The following is an 18,573-nucleotide window of genomic DNA, read 5'->3' on the forward strand; positions in this document are numbered from 1 at the left end:
ATCGACCGGATCCGGGAGCTCATCGCCGGGCGCCGGGTGGTGGCCGTGATCGCCACCCACGCCCACGACGACCACGTCCGGCTCGCCCCCGAGCTCGGCGAGCTCGTGGACGCGCCGGTGTTCCTGCACCCCGCGGACGCGCCGGTGTGGCGGCTCACCCACCCCGACCGCGATCCCGACCGCTTCCTGGACGACCGGCAGAGCATCGAGGTCGGCCGCGCCGAGCTCGTCGTCCTGCACACGCCGGGGCACTCGCCGGGCTCGGTGTGCCTGTACTGCCCCGACCTCGGCGCGGTGTTCACCGGGGACACCCTGTTCGCGGGCGGGCCGGGCGCCACCGGGCGTTCGTTCTCGGACTTCCCGACGATCACCCGATCGATCCGCGAGCGCCTGCTCCCGCTGCCCGAGCGCACCCGCGTGCACCCCGGCCACGGCGAGAGCACCACCATCGCCGAGGTGGCCCCGCACCTCGACGAGTGGATCGCGCGCGGCCACTGACCGCGCGTCCGCGCACCGCGGCGCTCCTCTCGCGGGACGGCTCGATCCATGCTGAACGGCCCGTTCATCCGATCCGTCGGACGAACGGGCCGTTCAGCGCTCGGCCTCAGCCGATGGGGGCGTGGGCCCAGCCGACGGCGGTCTTGGCGCCCTGCTCGTTCTCGACCCAGACCTCGCTCTCCAGGTGGCGTTCGCCGTCGTGGTCGATCTCGCCGAGCACGGCGCCGCGCGCGGTGACCACCTCGTCGACGTAGAACGGGCGCACGAACTTCACCGACAGGTGGCCGCCCCCGATCCAGGCGTCGCCGTGGAAGGAGCCGAGCAGCTGGGCGAGATACCCCACCTGCTGCATCGCCTGGGCGACGGTCCGGTCCATCCCGGATCGGCGCGCCCCGGCCGCATCGGTGTGGATGTTGGAGAATCCGCGGCCGCCCCAGGAGAACACGTACATCTGCTCCTGCGAGATGTGCTTGCGCACCGGACGGATCGGCGTTCGCGCCGCCAGGTCCCAGGACGCGCGGGCGGCGGGCTCGACGTCCAGCGCCTCACCGGTGACCAGTCGCGGCGGGGCCGGCGCGGTGCTGCGGCCGACGACGTCCGCGGCGTGCACCCGCATGATCTCGGTGCCCCGGTGCCGGAGCAGCAACCGCCCGTCGGCGCCGCGCGCCTCGGCCTCCATCACCACGTAGCCCTTGCCGCGGCGCACCTCGGTCTCGACGTAGCGACCGCTCAACGTCACCACCTCGCCGAGGGCGACCGGGGAGTGCAGCGAGAGCTCCTCGTGGGTGTGCAGGCCTTGCGCGGTGTTGCCGTCGTAGCGCGCGTAGAACAGGAACAGCAGCTCGTTCGACAGCACGATCGGGCTGACCGCCGGGCGGCCGCGCGCGTCGGTCAGCCGGACGCCGGGATCGTCCTGGGCGAAGGCGTAGTTGTTCACCACGCGCTCGTCGACGACCATCTCGAACGGGCCGAACTCCTCGGGGATCTCGATGTTCTCGAAGGTCGCGGTCTTGGTTCCGGTCCACCACTCGTTCATGTTTCGCTCCTCGATGGGCGTGCGCCACCGCCGCTCCGGGCGTGCGGGAGCGCGATGGGGGGTGTTCTCGGGCGCGGCCTCGGCCGCGCGGGATCAGGCGTCGAGCCGGACGACGAACGGGAATTCCGGCCGGGTCCAGCTCGAGGCGTGCTCGACGGGGCGCCCGGAGCCTTCGTGCGCGGTCCGGTGCGCCTCCACGAGCGGGGCGCGCTGCGGAACTCCCAGCAGCCCCGCCAGCTCCTTGGTCGCGGCGCAGGCCGTGATCTCCTGCTCCGCCCAGCTCACCGCGATGCCGCAGCGCTCGGCGAGCGTGCGGTACAGCGAGCCCTCGATCAGCTCGGTGCGCGCCAGGCCCGGGGCGGCCGCGACGGGGACCCAGGACTCCTGCACGGCGGCGGGCGTCCCGCCGACGGTGCGCAGCCGCACCAGCCGGACGGTCTCGGCCGTCTCGCCGAGTTCGAGCACCCGGGCCACCGCGGCGGGCGGGACCTGCACGAGGCGCCGGATCTCGGTGGTGACGACGTCCTCGGAGACCTCGTCGCCGAAGGGCACCAGCCGGTTCAGCCGCCGGGACCGGGCGCGCTGCGGGGCGACGAAGCTGCCCGCCCCGCGCCTGCGCACCACGAGGCGTTCCCGCACCAGGGCGTCGAGCGCCTGGCGCACCGTCATGCGGCTGACCCGGTAGCGCTCGGCCAGTTCCTTCTCGCTGGGCAGCCTGGCTTCGGGCGGGAGAGCGCCGGCGGTGATCTGGTCGAGCAGATCACCTCGGATGACCTCGTACATCGGGCGCGTGGCCACGGCGGTGAGCTCCTCGGGGTCGTGGGATGACCGGCGCGAACGCAAGCCAGGGTAGCCCGCCCTGATCGCGCCGTTGCGGCTCGTCGCTCAGCTCGCCGGGACCTCGGCCCGCGCCCAGCCGATCGTGCTGAGGGCGCCGTCCGCGCGGCGGACCCACACCTCGACCTCGACGCCGAGCCGATCGTCCGCCAGCTCCCGCACGGCCGTGACGGCACCGCCCACCTCCAGCTGCTCGAAGACCTCGACGGGCCTGATGAACTTCACCCGCAGCCAGCCGCCGGTGAACAGGTCGGCGCCGAAGAAGCGGGTCAGCATCCCGGTGATGAGCCCGCACTGCTGCTGGCCTTGCACGATCGGGATGCGCAGCCCGCCCGCGCGGGCCACCGCCAGGTCGCTGTGGGTGTTGCGGACGTACTCCCCGCAGCGGGAGAACACCGAGGCCTGCTCCTGCGTGATCGTCACGTGCAGGAACGGCAGCGGCGCCCCGGGCCGCAGCGACGGAGTGCCCACGACCGCGGTCGGCGCGTCCTCGTCGAAGGTGCCGTCCACGGTCCCGGAACCGCCCGCGCCGCTGGTGCTGCCGCGCCCGGCGACGTCCCCGGGCCGGGTGCGCAGGATCTCCACGCCCCGGTGGCGCAGGATGCCGCGGCCACCCGCCCCGGTGGCGCTGGCCTCCATCACCACGTAGTCCTGGCCGCGCTTGGTGAACGACTCGACGTAGGTGCCGTCCAGCGTCACCTCCTCGTCGAGGTGCGCCGGCCCGTCGAACCAGAGCTGCTCCTCGGTGTGCAGCCCGACGGTCCGGCTCGCCGCGTACACCGTGGTGAACAGCTGGACGAGGTCGTTGGAGAGCAGTCCCGCGTGCGCGATCCGCCCGCCGAACGGGCTCGGACCGAAGTGCCACGGGTGGTAGTCGTCCTGGGTGAAGGCGTAGCGCTTGATCTTGTGGTCGTCGACCACGAGGGTCACCGGGCCGAGCCGCTCGGGGATCTCCAGGTTCTCCGGGACGGGTTCCTTGAGCCCCGCCTCCGGATCGACCCCGTGCGCCACCACGCGGGGATCGGTCAGGTCTCGCCAGGTCATGCTTCCTCGATTCTCTCGCCGGGGGGCGGGTGCGCCGCCTCGGTCCGGGTGGTCAGATCACGCCCGCGGCGCGCAGCTCGCCCAGCCGCCCGGGACCGAAGCCGAGCAGCCGGGAGTAGACCTCGTCGTTGTCCTCGCCCGGCAGCGGCGGCGCCTTGCGCACGGCGCCGGGGGTCGCGCCGAGCTTGAGCGCCATCCCGGGCAGCACCAGCGTGCCCAGCTCCGGGTGCTCGACCTCGATCATCATGTCCCGCGACCGGATCTGCTCGGAGTCGGTGGCCTGGGCGACCGTGTTGACCGGGGAGCACGGCACCCCGGCCGCGGCCAGCAGCTCGCCGAGTCGCTCCGAGGTGTGCAGCCGGGTGAAACCGCGCACCACGTCGTCCACCGCCTCCACGTTCGCCAGCCGCGAGTCCTGATCGGCGAACCGCGGGTCAGCGGCGAGCTCGGGCCTGCCCATCGCGGCGGCGAGCCGGGGGAACAGCGCGTCCGTCCCCGCGTGCAGGTACACGTGCCCGTCGGCGGTGGGGTAGGCGTTGGCGGGCACCGTGATGTGGTCCCGGTTGCCGGTGCGCCCGGTCTCCTCGCCGAGCATCCGCCACGCCGTCGGCAGCGTGCCCATGCAGGAGAACAGCGCGTCCAGGCAGGCGATGTCCACGTGCTGTCCGAGGCCGGTCCGGGCGCGGGCCGCCAGCGCCATCATCGCGCCCATCACGCCGTGGAACGCGGCGATGTGGTCGGCCACGAACGCCCCGGCCATCGTCGGCGGACCGTCCGGGGAGCCCGTCGTGCTCATCAGTCCCGAGGCGGCCTGCGCGATCGCGTCGAACAGGGCGCGGTCCCGGTCGGGACCCGTCTGACCGAAGCCGGAGATCGAGACCAGCACGGTGCGCGGGTTGAGCTCGTGCAGCCGCTCCCAGCCGATCCCGATCTTGTCCAGGGTGCCGGGCCGGAAGTTCTCCACGACCACGTCGCTGCCGCGCACCAGCTCCTCCAGCACCGCCAGCGCCTCCGGGTGCCGGGTGTCGAGGGTGATGCCGTGCTTGCTGCGGTTGTAGTTCAGCGTGTAGAGGCTGTGCCCCCGGTGGTGCGGGACGTGGCGGCGGGAGTCCTCCCCGCCCGGCCGCTCCACCTTGATCACCTCGGCGCCCATGTCGCCGAGGATCTGGCAGCACAGCGGGCCGGCGATGAACCGCGACAGGTCCAGCACGCGCAGTCCGCTCAGCGGTGGCGCCTGCTCCTCGGTCATGCTCGTTCCTCCCTCGTCAACCGCGGGCGGCGGCGCGGTGCTCGGTGTCGGGGGCGTCCAGGTCGCGATCCTTGGTCTCCGGGGCCAACCACGCGCAGATCAGCGCGATCAGCACGAACCCGCCGGTGATCGCGGCGACCGGCCACGGATCGCCGCCGGTGGCGATGAGCAGCGCGGTCGAGGCCGCGGGCCACACCCCGATCAGGATTCCCGGCAGCTGCGCGGCCAGCGAGATGCCGGTGTAGCGGACCTTGGTGCCGAACAGCTCGGCGAAGAACGCGGGCTCCACCCCGTACATCGGCCCGACCGAGAGCACGTAGAACCCGACGTAGACGACGTACATCAGCGCGACCGAACCGGTGTCCAGGGCCCAGAAGAACGGGAAGACCAGGACCAGCCCGGCCACCGCGCCGAAGGCGAACACCGAGCGGCGGCCCCAGCGGTCGGCGGCGAGTCCGGAGGCGGCGTAGCCGAACAGCGCGAGCACGGCGGCGACGGTCCCGGCCAGCAGCACCTCGGTCTCGGGCAGGTCGGTGTAGTTCGTGGCGTAGGCCAGCCCGATGGTGAGGATCAGGTACCCGGCGAACACCTCGCCCAGCCGCATCCCCATCGCCAGCAGCAGCGGCCTGCGGAAGCTCCGCAGCACCTGGCCGAGCGGCAGCGGCTCGGCCTTGGCGGAATCCTGCTCCAGGCTGCGCTGGGCGGCCTGGAAGGACGGCGTCTCGGTGAGCTTGAGCCGGATGAACATGCCGAGCGCGATGAGCACCCCGCTGAGCAGGAACGGAACGCGCCATCCCCAGGACATCAGCTGCTCCTCGGGCAGCGTGGAGACCCAGGCGAAGATCGCCGTGCTCAGCACCAGCCCGACCGCGTTGCCGATCTGCGGGAAGGTGCCGTAGAGGCCGCGCTTGCCCGGCGGGGCGAACTCGACGGCGACCAGCGAGGCACCACCCCACTCGCCGCCGACGCCGAGGCCCTGCACGAGGCGGCACAGCACCAGCAGCACCGGTGCCCAGATCCCGATCATCGCGGTGGTGGGCAGCAGTCCGATCAGGAAGGTCGCGGTGCCCATCATGAGCAGCGTCGTGACCAGCGCGGCCTTGCGGCCGATGCGGTCGCCGAGGTGGCCGAACACGATGCCGCCCACGGGCCGGGCGAAGAACCCCACTCCGAACACGGCGAACGCGGACAGCGTGCCGAGCAGCGGATCGTCGCCGGGGAAGAACAACCGGCCGAAGACCAGCGCCGAGGCCGTCCCGAAGATGAAGTAGTCGTACCACTCCACGGCGGTCCCGACGAGGCTCGCGAACGCCGCGCGCCGGGCCAGGCCGCGCCGCCCGGGCTCGGTGCCGGTGGCGCCGTCCGGGGTGGGCGGTGGGGTGGGTTCAGGGGGACTGACCATGTGCTGACTCCGTTGTCGCTGCGGTTCGAGGCGCTCGGGCGGTGCGGCTGCCGAGCCGGGGGAGGCGTCGGCGCATCGTCGGCGTGCGCCGGAGTACTCGATGGTGCACCGGAGAAGGCCGGAATAAAAGACTAGACAACTAGTCATTGAAGCGTATGGTGAGGACCCGGCGCCCAGCGCTGGTCGACGGACCCGACCCGGCGCGGACCGGGCGGAACCGGACCGAGAACACCCCGACGCGGCGGGACGATCCGCGATCCAGATCGAATCGGGCCGAGCCGGAGCACCCGGCGGCCCTCGATTCCCAGCGAACCCGCCTCCTGCCCCGGCGGAGCCGCGCAACGCGAAGTGGAAGGGATGCACGGATGTCGGAGAAGCTCACCGGTGGCCGACTGGTCGTGAGGATGCTCGAATCGCTCGGCGTCACCCACGTCTTCGGGGTGGTCGGGGGTCAGACCCTCGCGATCACCGACGCGATCATCGACACCCCGTCGATCGAGTTCGTGCACACCCGGCACGAGGGCGCGGCCGCGGTCATGGCCGACGCGCACGGCCGCCTCACCGGGCGGCCCGCGGTCGCCATCGCCACCACCGGGCCGGGGGCGACGAACCTGCTCACCGGAGTCGGCGGCGCGTTCCGCGACTCCAGCCCGGCGATCATCATCACGTGCAACAACAACGGCGAGAACATCCACAAGGACGACGCCCAGAACGCCGACCACGTGCAGATCTTCGCGCCGTTCACCAAGTTCTCCCGGCTCGTCGCGCACGGCTCCTCGATCAAGCAGGCGATGGAGGAGGCCTACGTCAACGCGATGACCGGCAACCCGGGCCCGGTGCACCTCGACTTCGCCCGCGACACCATCGAGCAGCCGCTGGCCGAGGTGCCGGAGGTGCCTGCGGTGCACCCGGTGCGGTCCTGGGTGGGGGAGCGGCCGGTCGCCGCCCCGGAGCGGGTCCGCGCCGTGGCCGAGCGGCTGCTCGCGGCCGAGCGACCGGTGATCTGGCTGGGCAACGGCGGCAACCGCTCGCGCGGCGGGGACGACGTGCTGGCCCTGGCCGAAGCGCTGAACATCCCGGTGATCACCACCTTCAACGGCATCGGCGCCGTGCCCACCTCGCACCCGCTGGTGTTCGGCGCGCTGTCCAGGATGGGGACCAGCCTCAGCTCGCGGGTGGTGGCCGAATCGGACCTGGTGCTCGCGCTGGGCAACAGCCTCAACGCGGTGTCGACCGGCCGCTGGCGGCTGCGGCTGCCCGAGGTGGTGCAGGTGGACGTGGACCCGGCGATGATCGGGCGCTACTACGCGGAGAGCACCACCGGCGTCGTCGGCGACCTCACCGCGTTCAGCCGCGACCTGCTCTCCGCCACCGCCGACCGCGCCGAGCAGGCCCGCGCGGGCCGCGCGGGATGGGTCGCGGGACTCCAGGACGCCGATCGGGACTGGTGGGCCCTGTCGGAATCCCGCGACCCGGTGACCCCGGGCGCCGTGGCACCGCCGGTGGTGGTGCGGGCGCTGCGCGAGGTCACCCCCGCCGACGCCGTGCTCATCCCCGACGCGGGCAACCCCGGGGTCTGGTCGTTCCTGTGGGAGATGGACCGCCCGCACCGCTACCTCAAGCCGGTCGGTTTCGGGAACATGGGCTTCGCGCTGCCCGCCGCCATCGCCTCGGTCGCGGTGGAGCCGCAGCGGCCGGTGCTGGCGCTGATCGGCGACGGGTCCCTGGGCATGAGCCTCGGCGAGCTGGAGACGCTGGCCCGCGCCGGCGGACCCGTGGTGCTGGTGGTGCTCAACGACTCCAGCTACGGCAACATCCGCCAGGAGCAGGAGCTGCACTTCGACGGCCGCACCACCGGGGTCGACTTCGAGGACGTCGACTTCGCGCAGGTGGCGCGGGGGATGGGCGTGCGGGCGGAGCGGGTCACCGAGGTCGGCGCGCTCACCGCGGCCGCGAAGGACGCCTTCGCCGCCGGGGTGCCGTTCCTGCTGGACGTGGTGCTCGACCGGGAGGCGAACGCCTGGACCTACCCCGCGTTCGCCCCGCACCGGCCGCAGGGCTGACCGGACCACCGCTCGCGAGGCGGCAGGATGGGCCAGGCCACCGCGCAGCCGGTGGCCCAACCCGCCGGGCAACGCGGCCCGGCGGCACGGAAGGGGAGGGCACAGATGTCATCCGGATCACCCGGTCCGCTGGACGGGGTCAAGGTCCTCGACCTGTCCCGGTTCATCGCGGGACCGATCTGCGCGCAGGTCCTCGCCGACTTCGGCGCGGAGGTCGTGAAGGTCGAGCGCCCCGGTGGTGAGGACGCGCGCCAGCACGAGCCCTACTACCGGGACGAGAGCGTCTACACGATGCTCTACAACCGCAACAAGCACGGCGCGACCCTCGACACCCGCCACCCCGAGGCGCTGGCGGTGTTGGAGGACCTGGTGCGCTGGGCCGACGTGGTGGTGGAGAACTACCGGCCCGGCACCATGGAGCGGATGGGTCTCGGTTACGAGCGCCTGGTGGAGCTGAAGCCGGACGTGATCCTGGTGTCGGTCTCCGGCTTCGGCCAGACCGGCCCGCTCGCGGAGCGGGCGCTGTTCGACGCGATCTCGCAGGCCTCCTCCGGGCTGATGTCGATCACCGGCGAGCCGGACGGGAAGCCGACGCTGACCGGGACCTACATCGCCGACTACGTCACCGGCTACCAGGCGGCCATCGGCGCTTTCGCCGCGCTGGCGCACAAGCAGCGGACCGGTGAGGGGCAGCAGGTCGACGTGGCCTCGCTGGACTCGATGTTCGCCACCCTCGGCACCCGGCTGATCGCGCACCTGATGCTGGACCTGGACATGCCGCGCAGCGGTTCGCGGGACCTGCTGACGGCGCCGGTCAACGTCTACCGGGCCACCGACGGCGACATGTACGTGCAGGCGGGCACCAACGGCCTGTTCCCCAAGCTGTGCCGGACGATCGGGCGCGCCGACCTGCTGGAGGTGCCGGAGTACCGCACGGTCGCCGGGCGGATGGCCGATCAGGAGGTGCTGGAGCGGGCGGTCGCGGAGTGGACCGCGACGCGCGGCTGCGCGGAGATCGCCGAGGTGCTCGGCGAGGCGGGCATCCCCTGCGCGAAGGTCGAGACGGTGGCCGAGGTCGCCGCGTCCCCGCAGATCGCCGCCCGCGAGATGATCGTGGACGTGGAGCACCCGGAGCTCGGTGCGCTCCGGCTGCCGGGCAACCCGGTCAAGATGGACCGGAGCCCGCCTACCCACCGCAAGGCCCCGCCCCGGGTGGGGGAGGACAACGAGCACGTCTACCGCGACATCCTCGGCCGCAGCGAGGCCGAGCTGGCGAGGCTGCGGGACAGCGGTGCGATCTGAACCCGGGCGGCGACCCGAGCCCGGTCCGGTGGCCATGAGCGGGTGCCGATGAGCGCCGGGGTCGTCGCCGTCGACGTCGGGACCTCCGCGATCCGCGCCGCGCTGGTCGACGCTCGCGGCGCCGTCCGCGCCCGCGCCCGGGTGGAGCGGCCCCCGGGCGGCGGCGAGCTGTTCGACGCGGAGCGGCTGTGGGCGGACGTGCTCACCGCGCTCGGTGGCGTGGAGCCGTCGCGGGAGGTCGGGGCGCTGGTGGTCTCCGCCCACCTGGGCGTGGTCGCCGTCGACGAGCGGCTGCGCCCGGTGGATCCCGCGGGCGGCTGGTCCGACCCGCGGGGGCTGGCCCAGCTGCGCTCCGTCGACGAGGAGCTCCGCCGCGGCGTGCTGCGCGCGGCGCGGCGCCCCGCGCTCACCGGCGGGGCCCTCGCCCGCGCGTTGGCGCTGCGGAGCGATCCCGGCCTGGCGAGCCGGGTCCGGCACCTGCTGGCGCCGAAGGACTTCCTGGTCGCCAGGCTGACCGGCGAGATCGCCACGGACGCGGTGCACGCGGCCTACACCTCGCTCTCCGACGTCCTCGGGCGGCGGTGGAACGCGGCGGCCGCGGCGGCCCTGGGCGTCGACCCGGACTGGTTGCCCCGGCAGGCGCGGCCCACCGAGGTCGTCGGCCGGGTGCACCGCGCGGCCGCCGAGGCCAGCGGCCTGCCCGCCGGAACGCCCGTGCTCGCGGGTGGACCGGACGGGTCGATCGGCATCGGCCTGCTGCTCGGATCGGACACCGGCGCCGTCGCCGACGTCGCGGGCACCACGGATGTGGTGGGACGGCTGCTGGCCGATCCCGGCACCGCACCGGCGGAGGCGCTGCTGAACCCGGCACTGCTCGGCGAGCGCTGGGTCGCCGGGGGCGCCACCGGGATGACCGGTGGCGCGGTGGCGGGCTGGCGCCGCCTCGTGGGCGGGGTCGAGGAGGACGCGCTCGCCGCGATCGATCCCGGCTGCGCGGGCCTGCTGGTTCTCCCGTCCACCACGGGCAGCCGGTTCCCCCGGTGGCGTCCCGGCGACCGGGGCGCAGTGCTGGGCCAGCGGCCCGAGCACACCGCTGCCCACCTGGTGCGCGCCGCGCAGGAGGGCGCGGCGTTCGCGGTCCGCGAGGGCGTCGATCTGCTGGACCCGGCCGGGACGCTGCCGATCGTGCTGGCGGGTGGGCTCACCCGCTCTCCCTCGGCGGCACGGCTGCGCGCCGACGTCCTGGATCGCACGACCCTGGTCTGCTCCGATCCCGACGTCACCCTGCTCGGCGCGGCGGCCCTCGGGCTGGTCGGCACCGGTGCGGCGACCGGCCTGGACGAGGCGCGCGCCCTCCTCGGCTGCGAGCTGCGCGCGGTCGAGCCCGATCCGGACCGGGCGGAGCGCTACCGCGAGCTGCGCACCGCCTGGCACGCCGCCCGCGAAGCCGCCGCGCTCCCCGGATGAGCGCTCAGTTCAGCTGGCGGGTCCCCTCGGGCAGACCGCCTCCGGCGTAGACGTCCTCGGCCAGCCGGGCCAGGGCGGTGAGGGCGACGTTCTGGCTCCACGGTCCGTAGGAGACCCGGGAGACGCCGAGGCGGCGCGCGGTCTCCAGGGGGACCGAGCCCGGGACGCCGATGAGGTTCACCTTGCGCTCGCCGAGTTCCGCGACGAGGCGGGAGATCTGGTCCTCGGAGAGCTTCCCCGGCACGAAGAAGTTCGACGCCCCGGCCTCCAGGTAGGCCCGGCCCCGGGTGATCGCGTCGTCGAGCACGGCCTCGGGATCGCGCTCGCCCGCCCGCAGGAAGGCGTCGGTGCGCGCGTTGAGCACGAAGTCCACGCCCGCCGAGCGGGCGGCGGAGACGGCCGCCTCCACGGCCCGCACCGAGTCCTCCAGCGGCTTCATCTGGTCCTCGAGGTTCGCCCCGACGGCGCCGACGTCGATCGCGCGGGCGACCGTGCCGCCGGGATCGCCGTAGCCCGCCTCCAGGTCCGCGGTCACCGGCAGGTCCCCGGCGACCCGCACGATCAATCCGACCTCGGCGATCATCTCGTCGCGGGGGATGCGCTCCCCGTCGGGGTAGCCGCGCGCGGCGGCGATGCCGTGGCTCGGCGTGGCCAGCGCCGTGGTCCCCGGCGTCTCGGCCACCACCTTCGCGGTGATCGCGTCCCACGCGTTGACGACGAGCAGCAGTTCCGGTGCCGCGTGCAGCTCCTGGAGCCGCGCGGCCTTCTCAGCGGTCGATGCCATGCGGATCAACTTATTGCCCGATCCGCCCGACCGCACCTCCCGGGCGTCAGCGCCCGCGAGACCGTCCGGGGCGGCGGGTGCGCCCGGTTGCGTCGCGGTGGCCCCGGCGGAGGAGGTGCGCCCCGCGGCCGGGTCCGTGTGCGATAGTGCCGCCGTGCGTGATGTCCTGCTGGATTCCCCCGTCGTGGCGAGCGTGAAGGACGAGGCGGGGATGCGCGCGGTCGTCGACGCCGAACCCGCCGTGGTCTTCCTCCTCTTCGGCTCGATCCTCACCCTGCCGGACCTCGTGGACCGGCTGCGCGCGGCGGGCAAGGTCGTGCTGGTCAACGTGGACATGGTCGAGGGCCTGGAGGGCCGGGACGTCGCCGCGGACTTCGTCGCCGAGCGCACCCGCGCCCACGGCGTCCTCAGCGGCAAGGCGCCGATCGTCAAGGCGGCGAAGGCGCGGGGCCTGCTCGCGGTGCACCGGTCCTTCCTGGTCGACTCCTTCTCCTACCGGGCCCTCGGCAGGCAGCTGGCGATCTCCCGCCCGGACTTCGTCGAGATCCTGCCCGGCTGCGTGCCCCGGGTGATCAGCTGGCTGCGGGAGGACACCGAGGTGCCGATCATCGCGGGCGGCCTCGTCTGCGACAAGGAGGACGTGCTCGCCGCGCTCGGGGCGGGGGCGATCGCGATCGCCACGTCCAACGCGGACGTCTGGGCGATGTAGCTCACCGGCCGGTGGTCGCCAGCCAGGCGAACAGCGGGTCGGTGTGGGTGCGCAACCGCCGGTGCACCTCGCCGAGTTCCCGGTACCGCTCGTGCGCCGCCGGATCCGGGCGGAACTCCTCGCCGGGGTGGACCATCGCCGCCACCGCCTCGTCGAACCCGCCGAACGACCCGAGCCCCGCGCCCGCGCAGATCGCCGCGCCGAGCGCCGCGCCGCCCGGCGCGCGCCGGGCCGGCCGGGCGAAGGCGTCGGCGATCACCTGCACGAGCACGTCCGACTCCGCCCCGCCGCCGGAGACCAGCACCCGCTCGAACCCGGTGCCCAGCTCGGCGGCCATGTCCCGCACGTTGGCGCAGGTGGTGAGCGCGATCGCCTCCAGCACCGCGCGGTACAGGTGGAACGGCCCCTGCCTGCCGTCGAACCCGAGGAAGGCGCCCTTGCGGAACGGCTTGTCCACCGGGGCCAGCCAGTCCAGCACCGCGATCAGCCCGTCGGACCCGGCGGGCACCCCGGCCGCCCCCTCGTTGAGCCGGTCCTCGGAGCCGAGCAGGTCGCGCAACCAGCTCACCGTCCACATGCCGCGCCGGATGCCGTGGCTCTCGTAGAGGTACTCGTGCGGGCGGCAGGCGAAGTTGGTCCAGAACGCCTCCGCGTCGCGGACGCCGTGCGCCCCCGCCGTCATGCCCGCGATGTAGGTGCCCATCGACAGCAGTGCGGTGCGGTCGTCGCCGAGGCCGCTGCCCAGCGCCTCGACCGCCTTGTCGTTGGCCGTGGCGAACACCGGCAGCCCCTCCGGCAGCCCGGTGCGCGCGGCGGCGTCGGCCGTGACGGTGCCGAGCTGATCGCCCGGCAGCACCAGGTCGAACAGCATCCGGCGCGGGATGCCGGGATCGTCGACCCAGTCCCAGCTGCCGAGGTCGATCGGCCACTCGCCCCGGTAGTTCGCCGCCGTGTCGCGGAACTGCCCGGTCAGCCGAGCGGTGATGTAGCCGGAGGAGGTGGTGACGTGGCGGACCGCCGGGTCGACGTGCTCGTAGGGGCGCGAAACGCGCTCGTCCATCCAGCTCAGCACCGGCTGCGCGAGGGTCCCGTCGGCGCGCAGCAGCGCCCGGCAGGACCGGATCGTGCACAGCCCGACGCCGCGGATCTCGCCCGGCTCGCCGTCGAAGTCGCGCAACGCGGCGCGGGTGGCCGCGCCGATCGAGTCCCACAGGTCGTCGTCCGGGTGCTCGACCACGCCGGGGCGCGGGGAGTCGCTGGGCCGCAACGGGACCCGCGCCCGGGCGTGCACCGCGCCGCGCTCGTCGAACACGGCGACCTTGGTGCTCTGCGAGCCGTTGTCGATGCCCAGGAGGTAGCCGGTTCCGCGGCTCCTGGCCATCACCGGGCTCCGAGGGGGAAGACGGTGCCCGGGTTCATGATCCCGCGCGGGTCGTAGGCGTCCTTGAGCCCGCGCAGCACGGGGTAGGCGCTGCCGTGCTCCCGCTCGGTCCACGGCGCCCGGTACTTCCCGATGCCGTGGTGGTGCACCATCGATCCGCCGCGGGCCAGCGTCTCCTCGACGATGATCGCGTTGAGCGGGAGGTGGTACTTGCGGATCTCCTCGCGCGGCTCGCAGTTGATCCGGTAGTCGTAGACGAAGTACATGTTGGTGCCGGTCTGGTAGCTGTGCGAGGAGTGCCCCCCGAGCGTGGTGAGGTCCTCGAAGTGCGGGTACTCCCGCGTGATCCGGTCGATCACGGCGTCGTAGATGTCGGCGATGGCCGACCAGTTCGCCGAGATCTCCGTGGTGTAGCCGAGCCGTCCCTCCGCCAGCATCGCCTCCTGCTCGGCGCGGATCTTGTCCGGCCCCCAGTTCAGGTCGCCGAACCACTCGCGGATCAGGCTCGGGTCGACCCGCTCGTGCTCGTGCCGCTGGACGAGCCGGTCGATCTCGGTGCTCGTGGCCTCGGCGATCGCCGCCGGTCCTTCGGCGAGGAGGACCGCGACGCACTTCCCCTTCGCGAAGTGGGAGAAGTGCTGGGCGGCGTCCTGCTCCGAGTAGACCCGCGCCACCGAGGGTCGGTAGCCAGCGGTGATGATCTCGCGCAGCAGCTCGATCCCGGTGCGCACGTCGTCGAGCAGGTAGCCGTGGAACCTGTGGTTCTCCGGCTGGTACCGGAACAGCTTCACGGTGACCTCGGTGACGAAGCACAGCGCGCCCTCGTTGCCGATCACGACGTGCCGGATGTCCGGCCCGGCGGCGCGGCGCGGCACGTCCTTGATCCGGGAGATCGAGCCGTCCGGGAACACCGCCTCCAACCCGGTGACCAGGTCCTCGATCCCGCCGTAGAGCGTGGAGAACTGCCCGATCGAGCGGGTGGCGACGAGACCCCCGAGCTGCGCCAGCGGCTTCGACTGCGGCGAATGCCCCGTGGTGAGGCCGTGTTCGCGCACCCGCTCCTCCAGCGCGGCCAGCGGCACCCCGCACTGCGCGGTGGCCTGCATGTCGATCGGGTCGACGCGCACGATCTCGTCCATGCCGGAGCCGTCCAGCACGACGGTGCGCTCGTGGGTGGTCTCCAGCCCGCCCTCGGTGCCGGTGCCTCCGGTGCGCGGGACGACGTGCACGGCGTGCTCGGCGCAGAACGACAGCACCTCGGAAACCTGCCCCGCGTCGGCGGCGCGGACGACGGCCAGCGGGAACGGCCCGTCGTAGATGCCGTGCACCGCGGTGTACTTCTTGAAGCGGTCCACGCTGGCTTCCCGCAGCAGCCGCTCATCCGTGTCCACCCGCTCCGCGCCCGCGATCTCGCGCAACCGGTCGATGATGGCGCCCTCGTCCATGCGGTCCTCCGTGCTCTCGGTCTTCCGGTTCATCGGGTCAGGTAGCCGCCGTCCACGCTCAGCACGTGCCCGTTGACGTAGTCGGAGGCGCGGCTGGCCAGGAACACCACCGCGCCCATCAGGTCGCCCAGCTCGCCCCAGCGGCCCGCGGGGATGTGCTCCAGGACGCGGCGGTTCCGCTCCGGGTCCGCCCTGGTCCGCTCGGTGAGCGGGGTGGCGAAGTACCCCGGGGCGATCGCGTTGCACTGGACGTTGTGGCCGCCGAGCTCGTCGCAGTACGCCTTCGTGAAGCCGACGATCCCGTGCTTGGTCGCGGCGTAGGCGGGCGAGCTCTGCCCGCCGAGGAACGAGAACAGCGACGCGATGTTGATGATCTTCCCGTGCCCCTGCCGCACCATCCGCCGCCCTGCGCACCAGCCGAGCTCGAACGGGGCGGTGAGGTTCAGCGCGACCACCGGGTCCCACTCGTCGCGGCCGAACTCGGCTGCCGGGGCGAGCCGGGAGATGCCCGCCGAGTTCACCAGGACGTCCACCGAGCCGAAGGCGTCCACGCAGGACCGCACGACGCGGTCCGGGGCGTCCGGCTCGGTCAGGTCGATCTCCTGGGTCTCCAGGCGGGTACCGGCGTCCTCGACCAGCCGCCGGGTCTCGCCGCCGTCATCGGTCACGGTCGGCGCGAACACGTTGGCGCCCGCCTTCGCCAGCGCCGCGGTGAAGGCTCGGCCGAGGCCGGTGTTGCCCCCGGTGACGATGGCGTTCCGGCCGCGCAGCGAGAACAGGTCGAGGGAGAAGTCCGCGATGTCCAACGAAGATCCCTTCCACGGGGAGGACCGGTGCCCGGCTGCGGAGCCGGGGGAGTCGCGGGAGCGGGACCCCGGCGGCCCGCTCCCGGAACGCCGCGACGGGGGAGGACGCCGCGTGCCGCGCCGTTCCCGCGTCCCCGCACCTGCCGCCACCTCGTCCCCTCCTCCCGGGCGCAAAAAAAGAGAACAGTCCCCCGGGTTGAATCGGGTTACTGTTCTCTGGGTCTCTGAGCAACGTCGTGTTCAGTTGTGCTGGAGGCGGAGCGTAGCCGCGGATTTCGAGGGGTGTCAAGGCGGCCCGAGCTGGGCCTTCCCCCTCCCCGCGGCACTCCCGGACCGGCCGGGAAGCGGCCTCGGGCAACGAGGTCCGCGCTCCGCCCGGCCGGGATCGCCTTCTCCGCGCGGATCGAGTTCGACAGGTGCGGCGGTACCCGAGATCCGCTCGAACGGGAGACGGCCCGCCGGGCGGAGCGGTCGGCTCCGGCCCGGCTGCCGGAGCGGCTACGCGGTGTTCGGCGATCCGGTGTTCGGCGGCTCGGCGGCCTGCAGCGCGCCGGGGTGCAACCGGTCGTGGCCCCAGCTCCGCTCCAGGTAACCGATGATCCGCTCGACGTCCTCGGCCGGAACGCGCTCCGGCTCACCGCGCTCCAGCGGATCGACGTGGAAGATGTAGACCCGCGAGGCGAACTGGTCGAACGGGAGGGACGCCTCCCCGAACCGCTCGCCGTGACCGGCGGTGGAGACCACCACCCCGTCACCCCAGTCCTGCCCGCTGTCGTTGTTGGGGTTGAAGAAGTACACCCGCACGACGTCCTGCGGGTCCGGGGCGACCCGCAGGATCGTGATCGCGTGCCAGCCGATGTAGCGCGCCGCGCTGTCGGTGACCGCGATCCCGGCCGGTTGCGGGTGGATCAGCGGCCGGCCGCCGTTGTACCCGGGGTGGTAGCCCGCGTAGAACTGGCGCAGGAACTCGTCCAGGTCCACCAGGTTCCCGGTGTCCACGTCCACGTTGATCCAGAACCCGCGCGCGGCCCACCAGCCGTGGAACTCCGGGTTGACCCACCGGTGCGGGTCGCCGGGGCGGTCCGCGCAGCGGCGGCCCATCTCGGCGTAGATCCGGTCGAGGTGCGGCACCACGACCAGGGACACCGGGTCCAGGTCGACCGGCAGCGTCTTGGCCACCCCGCCCGAGCTGTCGTTGGAGGACAGCGGGCTGCCCTCGAAGTGCATGATGATCTCGTCGTCCCTGGCCGCCCACACCAGGATCTGCAACAGGTAGTCCGGGTCGTTGTAGGCCCACATCGACAGCGCCCGCGCGGACTGGCAGGTCGGGTTGTCGCCCTGCCCGACACCGAGCGGCTGGCCGAGCATCGAGATCACCCCGGCGGTGAGCCGGGCCTCCGGGCCGGGCTGGTCGCCGAAGACCGCCGTCAGCCGGTCCCGCGCGGTGGGGCAGAGCTCCAGCGAGAGCTGGCGCCACAGCGCGGGCACCACCGGTGCCTCGTGCAGCACGCCTCGGTCCAGCAGCAGCGCGAGACCGTAGACGCTCTGCGCGGTCTGCGGGTGCACGGCGTCCTCGATCAGCCGGTGCACGACCTCCCGGTAGCGCAGCAGGCAGGTGCGGCCGATGTCGGACAACCCCAGCGCCTCCGCGATGAGGTAGTCGCTGCCGTCCAGCAGGAACCGCAGGAGTTCGGCGTGGTAGGGCGAGACCAGCCCGGTGTCGTGCATCGCCCGGGCGAACCCGGTCGCCTCGTACTGCAGCCCGCTGGTGTCCATCGCCTCCAGCCGCGCGCGGAACGCGGGGATCCCCGGATCGTCCCGGCACGCCTCGGTCGTGCCGAACAGGCTGGTGATCAGCCGGTCCAGGCCCTGACCCGAGGTGGCGCCGAAGTCCACGTCCGGGTCGCTGCGGTAGATGGAGATCCGGGTGATCAGCGACTGCACCTGGTCGACCTGGATCGGCCGCTGGCGCAGGATCCGCCAGATCTCGTCCACCAGCTCACCCAGCACGCTGTCGTAGCCGATGCCGTCGGCGAGGTACTGGAACAGGTCGCGGATGAGCTGCGCGTTGCGGCCCTGCCGGTTGCGCTCCGCCTCGTTCGGTGGGGTGAACAGCAGGTCCAGGTTCGTCGCCAGCACCTGCGAGAGGAACTGGTGGGCGTCGTCGGCGGTGAACGTCGGGTGGGCGTACTCGCCGCGCGCGATGGCGAGCAGCCGCAACTCGCTGGTCGCCTCCAGCACGAGGGTGTCGGCGTTCTCGCAGCGGAGCCCGGGGCCGGCCAGCCCCGGGATCAGGATCTCGGGGGAGGCCCAGTCGGTGCCGTCGAACAGCCCGGCCTCGTCCAGCGCCCGCGCGCGGGCCTGGACGGCTGCCGGGCCGCCCGGCTGCCGCAGCACTCTTCGCAGTGCTTCCAGGACCCGGCGCAACTTCGCCGGTTTGCCGAAGTCGCGGGTCTCGGCCAGGGTGCGGACGGCGTCGTCGAGCGAGTCGACGCGCCGGTCCAGCGTCGTCGGGGCCCCCGGGGCGTCGGCGGTCGGTTTCAAGGGTCT

Annotated in this window: 15 protein-coding genes; 5 read left to right on the forward strand and 10 right to left on the reverse strand. The window is 73.2% G+C overall.

Annotated features, from left to right (window positions below):
• Window positions 1–498 (forward strand): MBL fold metallo-hydrolase (locus ACL03H_RS18030; protein WP_412812427.1); only part of this gene is annotated, 498 nt, incomplete at its 5' end.
• A gap of 106 nt (window positions 499–604) precedes the next feature.
• On the opposite strand, the gene ACL03H_RS18035 is transcribed toward ACL03H_RS18030, so the two are convergent.
• The 5 genes from ACL03H_RS18035 to ACL03H_RS18055 all read right to left on the reverse strand — a co-directional run bounded on the left by ACL03H_RS18035 (window position 605) and on the right by ACL03H_RS18055 (window position 6,066).
• Window positions 605–1,534, reverse strand: coding sequence for a hypothetical protein (locus ACL03H_RS18035; protein ID WP_412812428.1), 930 nt, complete (start codon window positions 1,532–1,534; stop codon window positions 605–607).
• Between the two features lie 93 nt (window positions 1,535–1,627).
• Window positions 1,628–2,332, reverse strand: a complete 705-nt coding sequence (locus ACL03H_RS18040; protein WP_412812429.1) for a GntR family transcriptional regulator — start codon at window positions 2,330–2,332, stop codon at window positions 1,628–1,630.
• Window positions 2,333–2,419: 87 nt separating this feature from the next.
• A complete protein-coding gene (locus ACL03H_RS18045; protein ID WP_412812430.1) occupies window positions 2,420–3,415 on the reverse strand; it encodes a hypothetical protein in 996 nt (331 codons plus the stop codon).
• A 52-nt stretch (window positions 3,416–3,467) separates the two neighbouring features.
• Window positions 3,468–4,664, reverse strand: coding sequence for a CaiB/BaiF CoA transferase family protein (locus ACL03H_RS18050; RefSeq protein WP_412812431.1), 1,197 nt, complete (start codon window positions 4,662–4,664; stop codon window positions 3,468–3,470).
• A 16-nt stretch (window positions 4,665–4,680) separates the two neighbouring features.
• Window positions 4,681–6,066: an MFS transporter gene (locus tag ACL03H_RS18055; protein ID WP_412812432.1), complete on the reverse strand. Its 1,386-nt coding sequence runs from the start codon at window positions 6,064–6,066 to the stop codon at window positions 4,681–4,683.
• A gap of 365 nt (window positions 6,067–6,431) precedes the next feature.
• Here ACL03H_RS18055 and ACL03H_RS18060 point away from each other — a divergent pair, with 365 nt between their 5' ends.
• The 3 genes from ACL03H_RS18060 (at window position 6,432) to ACL03H_RS18070 (ending at window position 10,898) form a co-directional block, all read left to right on the forward strand.
• Window positions 6,432–8,129, forward strand: a complete 1,698-nt coding sequence (locus tag ACL03H_RS18060) for a thiamine pyrophosphate-binding protein (protein WP_412812433.1) — start codon at window positions 6,432–6,434, stop codon at window positions 8,127–8,129.
• 105 nt (window positions 8,130–8,234) lie between these two features.
• Window positions 8,235–9,431, forward strand: coding sequence for a CaiB/BaiF CoA transferase family protein (locus tag ACL03H_RS18065; protein WP_412812434.1), 1,197 nt, complete (start codon window positions 8,235–8,237; stop codon window positions 9,429–9,431).
• A gap of 48 nt (window positions 9,432–9,479) precedes the next feature.
• On the forward strand, window positions 9,480–10,898 hold the full coding sequence (locus ACL03H_RS18070; protein WP_412812435.1) for a xylulokinase: 1,419 nt from the start codon (window positions 9,480–9,482) through the stop codon (window positions 10,896–10,898).
• 4 nt (window positions 10,899–10,902) lie between these two features.
• Here the strand turns inward: ACL03H_RS18070 and ACL03H_RS18075 are convergent, their stop codons facing one another.
• Window positions 10,903–11,682 carry an isocitrate lyase/PEP mutase family protein gene (locus ACL03H_RS18075; protein WP_412812436.1) on the reverse strand — a complete coding sequence of 260 codons (780 nt, stop codon included), beginning with the start codon at window positions 11,680–11,682 and terminating at the stop codon, window positions 10,903–10,905.
• Between the two features lie 154 nt (window positions 11,683–11,836).
• Here ACL03H_RS18075 and ACL03H_RS18080 point away from each other — a divergent pair, with 154 nt between their 5' ends.
• Window positions 11,837–12,391 (forward strand): glycerol-3-phosphate responsive antiterminator, encoded by a 555-nt coding sequence (locus ACL03H_RS18080; RefSeq protein WP_412812437.1) that lies wholly within the window; start codon window positions 11,837–11,839, stop codon window positions 12,389–12,391.
• A 1-nt stretch (window position 12,392) separates the two neighbouring features.
• Here the strand turns inward: ACL03H_RS18080 and ACL03H_RS18085 are convergent, their stop codons facing one another.
• The 4 genes from ACL03H_RS18085 to ACL03H_RS18100 form a co-directional block, all read right to left on the reverse strand.
• On the reverse strand, window positions 12,393–13,772 hold the full coding sequence (locus ACL03H_RS18085; protein ID WP_412812438.1) for an FGGY-family carbohydrate kinase: 1,380 nt from the start codon (window positions 13,770–13,772) through the stop codon (window positions 12,393–12,395).
• Window positions 13,772–15,250, reverse strand: a complete 1,479-nt coding sequence (locus ACL03H_RS18090; RefSeq protein WP_412812439.1) for an FAD-binding oxidoreductase — start codon at window positions 15,248–15,250, stop codon at window positions 13,772–13,774. Before ACL03H_RS18090 ends, ACL03H_RS18085 begins: the two co-directional genes overlap by 1 nt.
• Entirely contained in the window at window positions 15,247–16,023 is a 777-nt protein-coding gene (locus ACL03H_RS18095; RefSeq protein WP_412812440.1) for an SDR family oxidoreductase, read from the reverse strand. The genes ACL03H_RS18090 and ACL03H_RS18095 overlap by 4 nt, the downstream gene beginning before the upstream one ends.
• Before the next feature lie 498 nt (window positions 16,024–16,521).
• The gene (locus tag ACL03H_RS18100) at window positions 16,522–18,567 is read right to left on the reverse strand and encodes a hypothetical protein (RefSeq protein WP_412812441.1); all 2,046 of its coding nucleotides are present in this window, start codon (window positions 18,565–18,567) and stop codon (window positions 16,522–16,524) included.
• Window positions 18,568–18,573: the final 6 nt, after the last annotated feature.

Source organism: Saccharopolyspora antibiotica (assembly GCF_047200635.1).
Classification (GTDB): Bacteria; Actinomycetota; Actinomycetes; order Mycobacteriales; family Pseudonocardiaceae; genus Saccharopolyspora_C.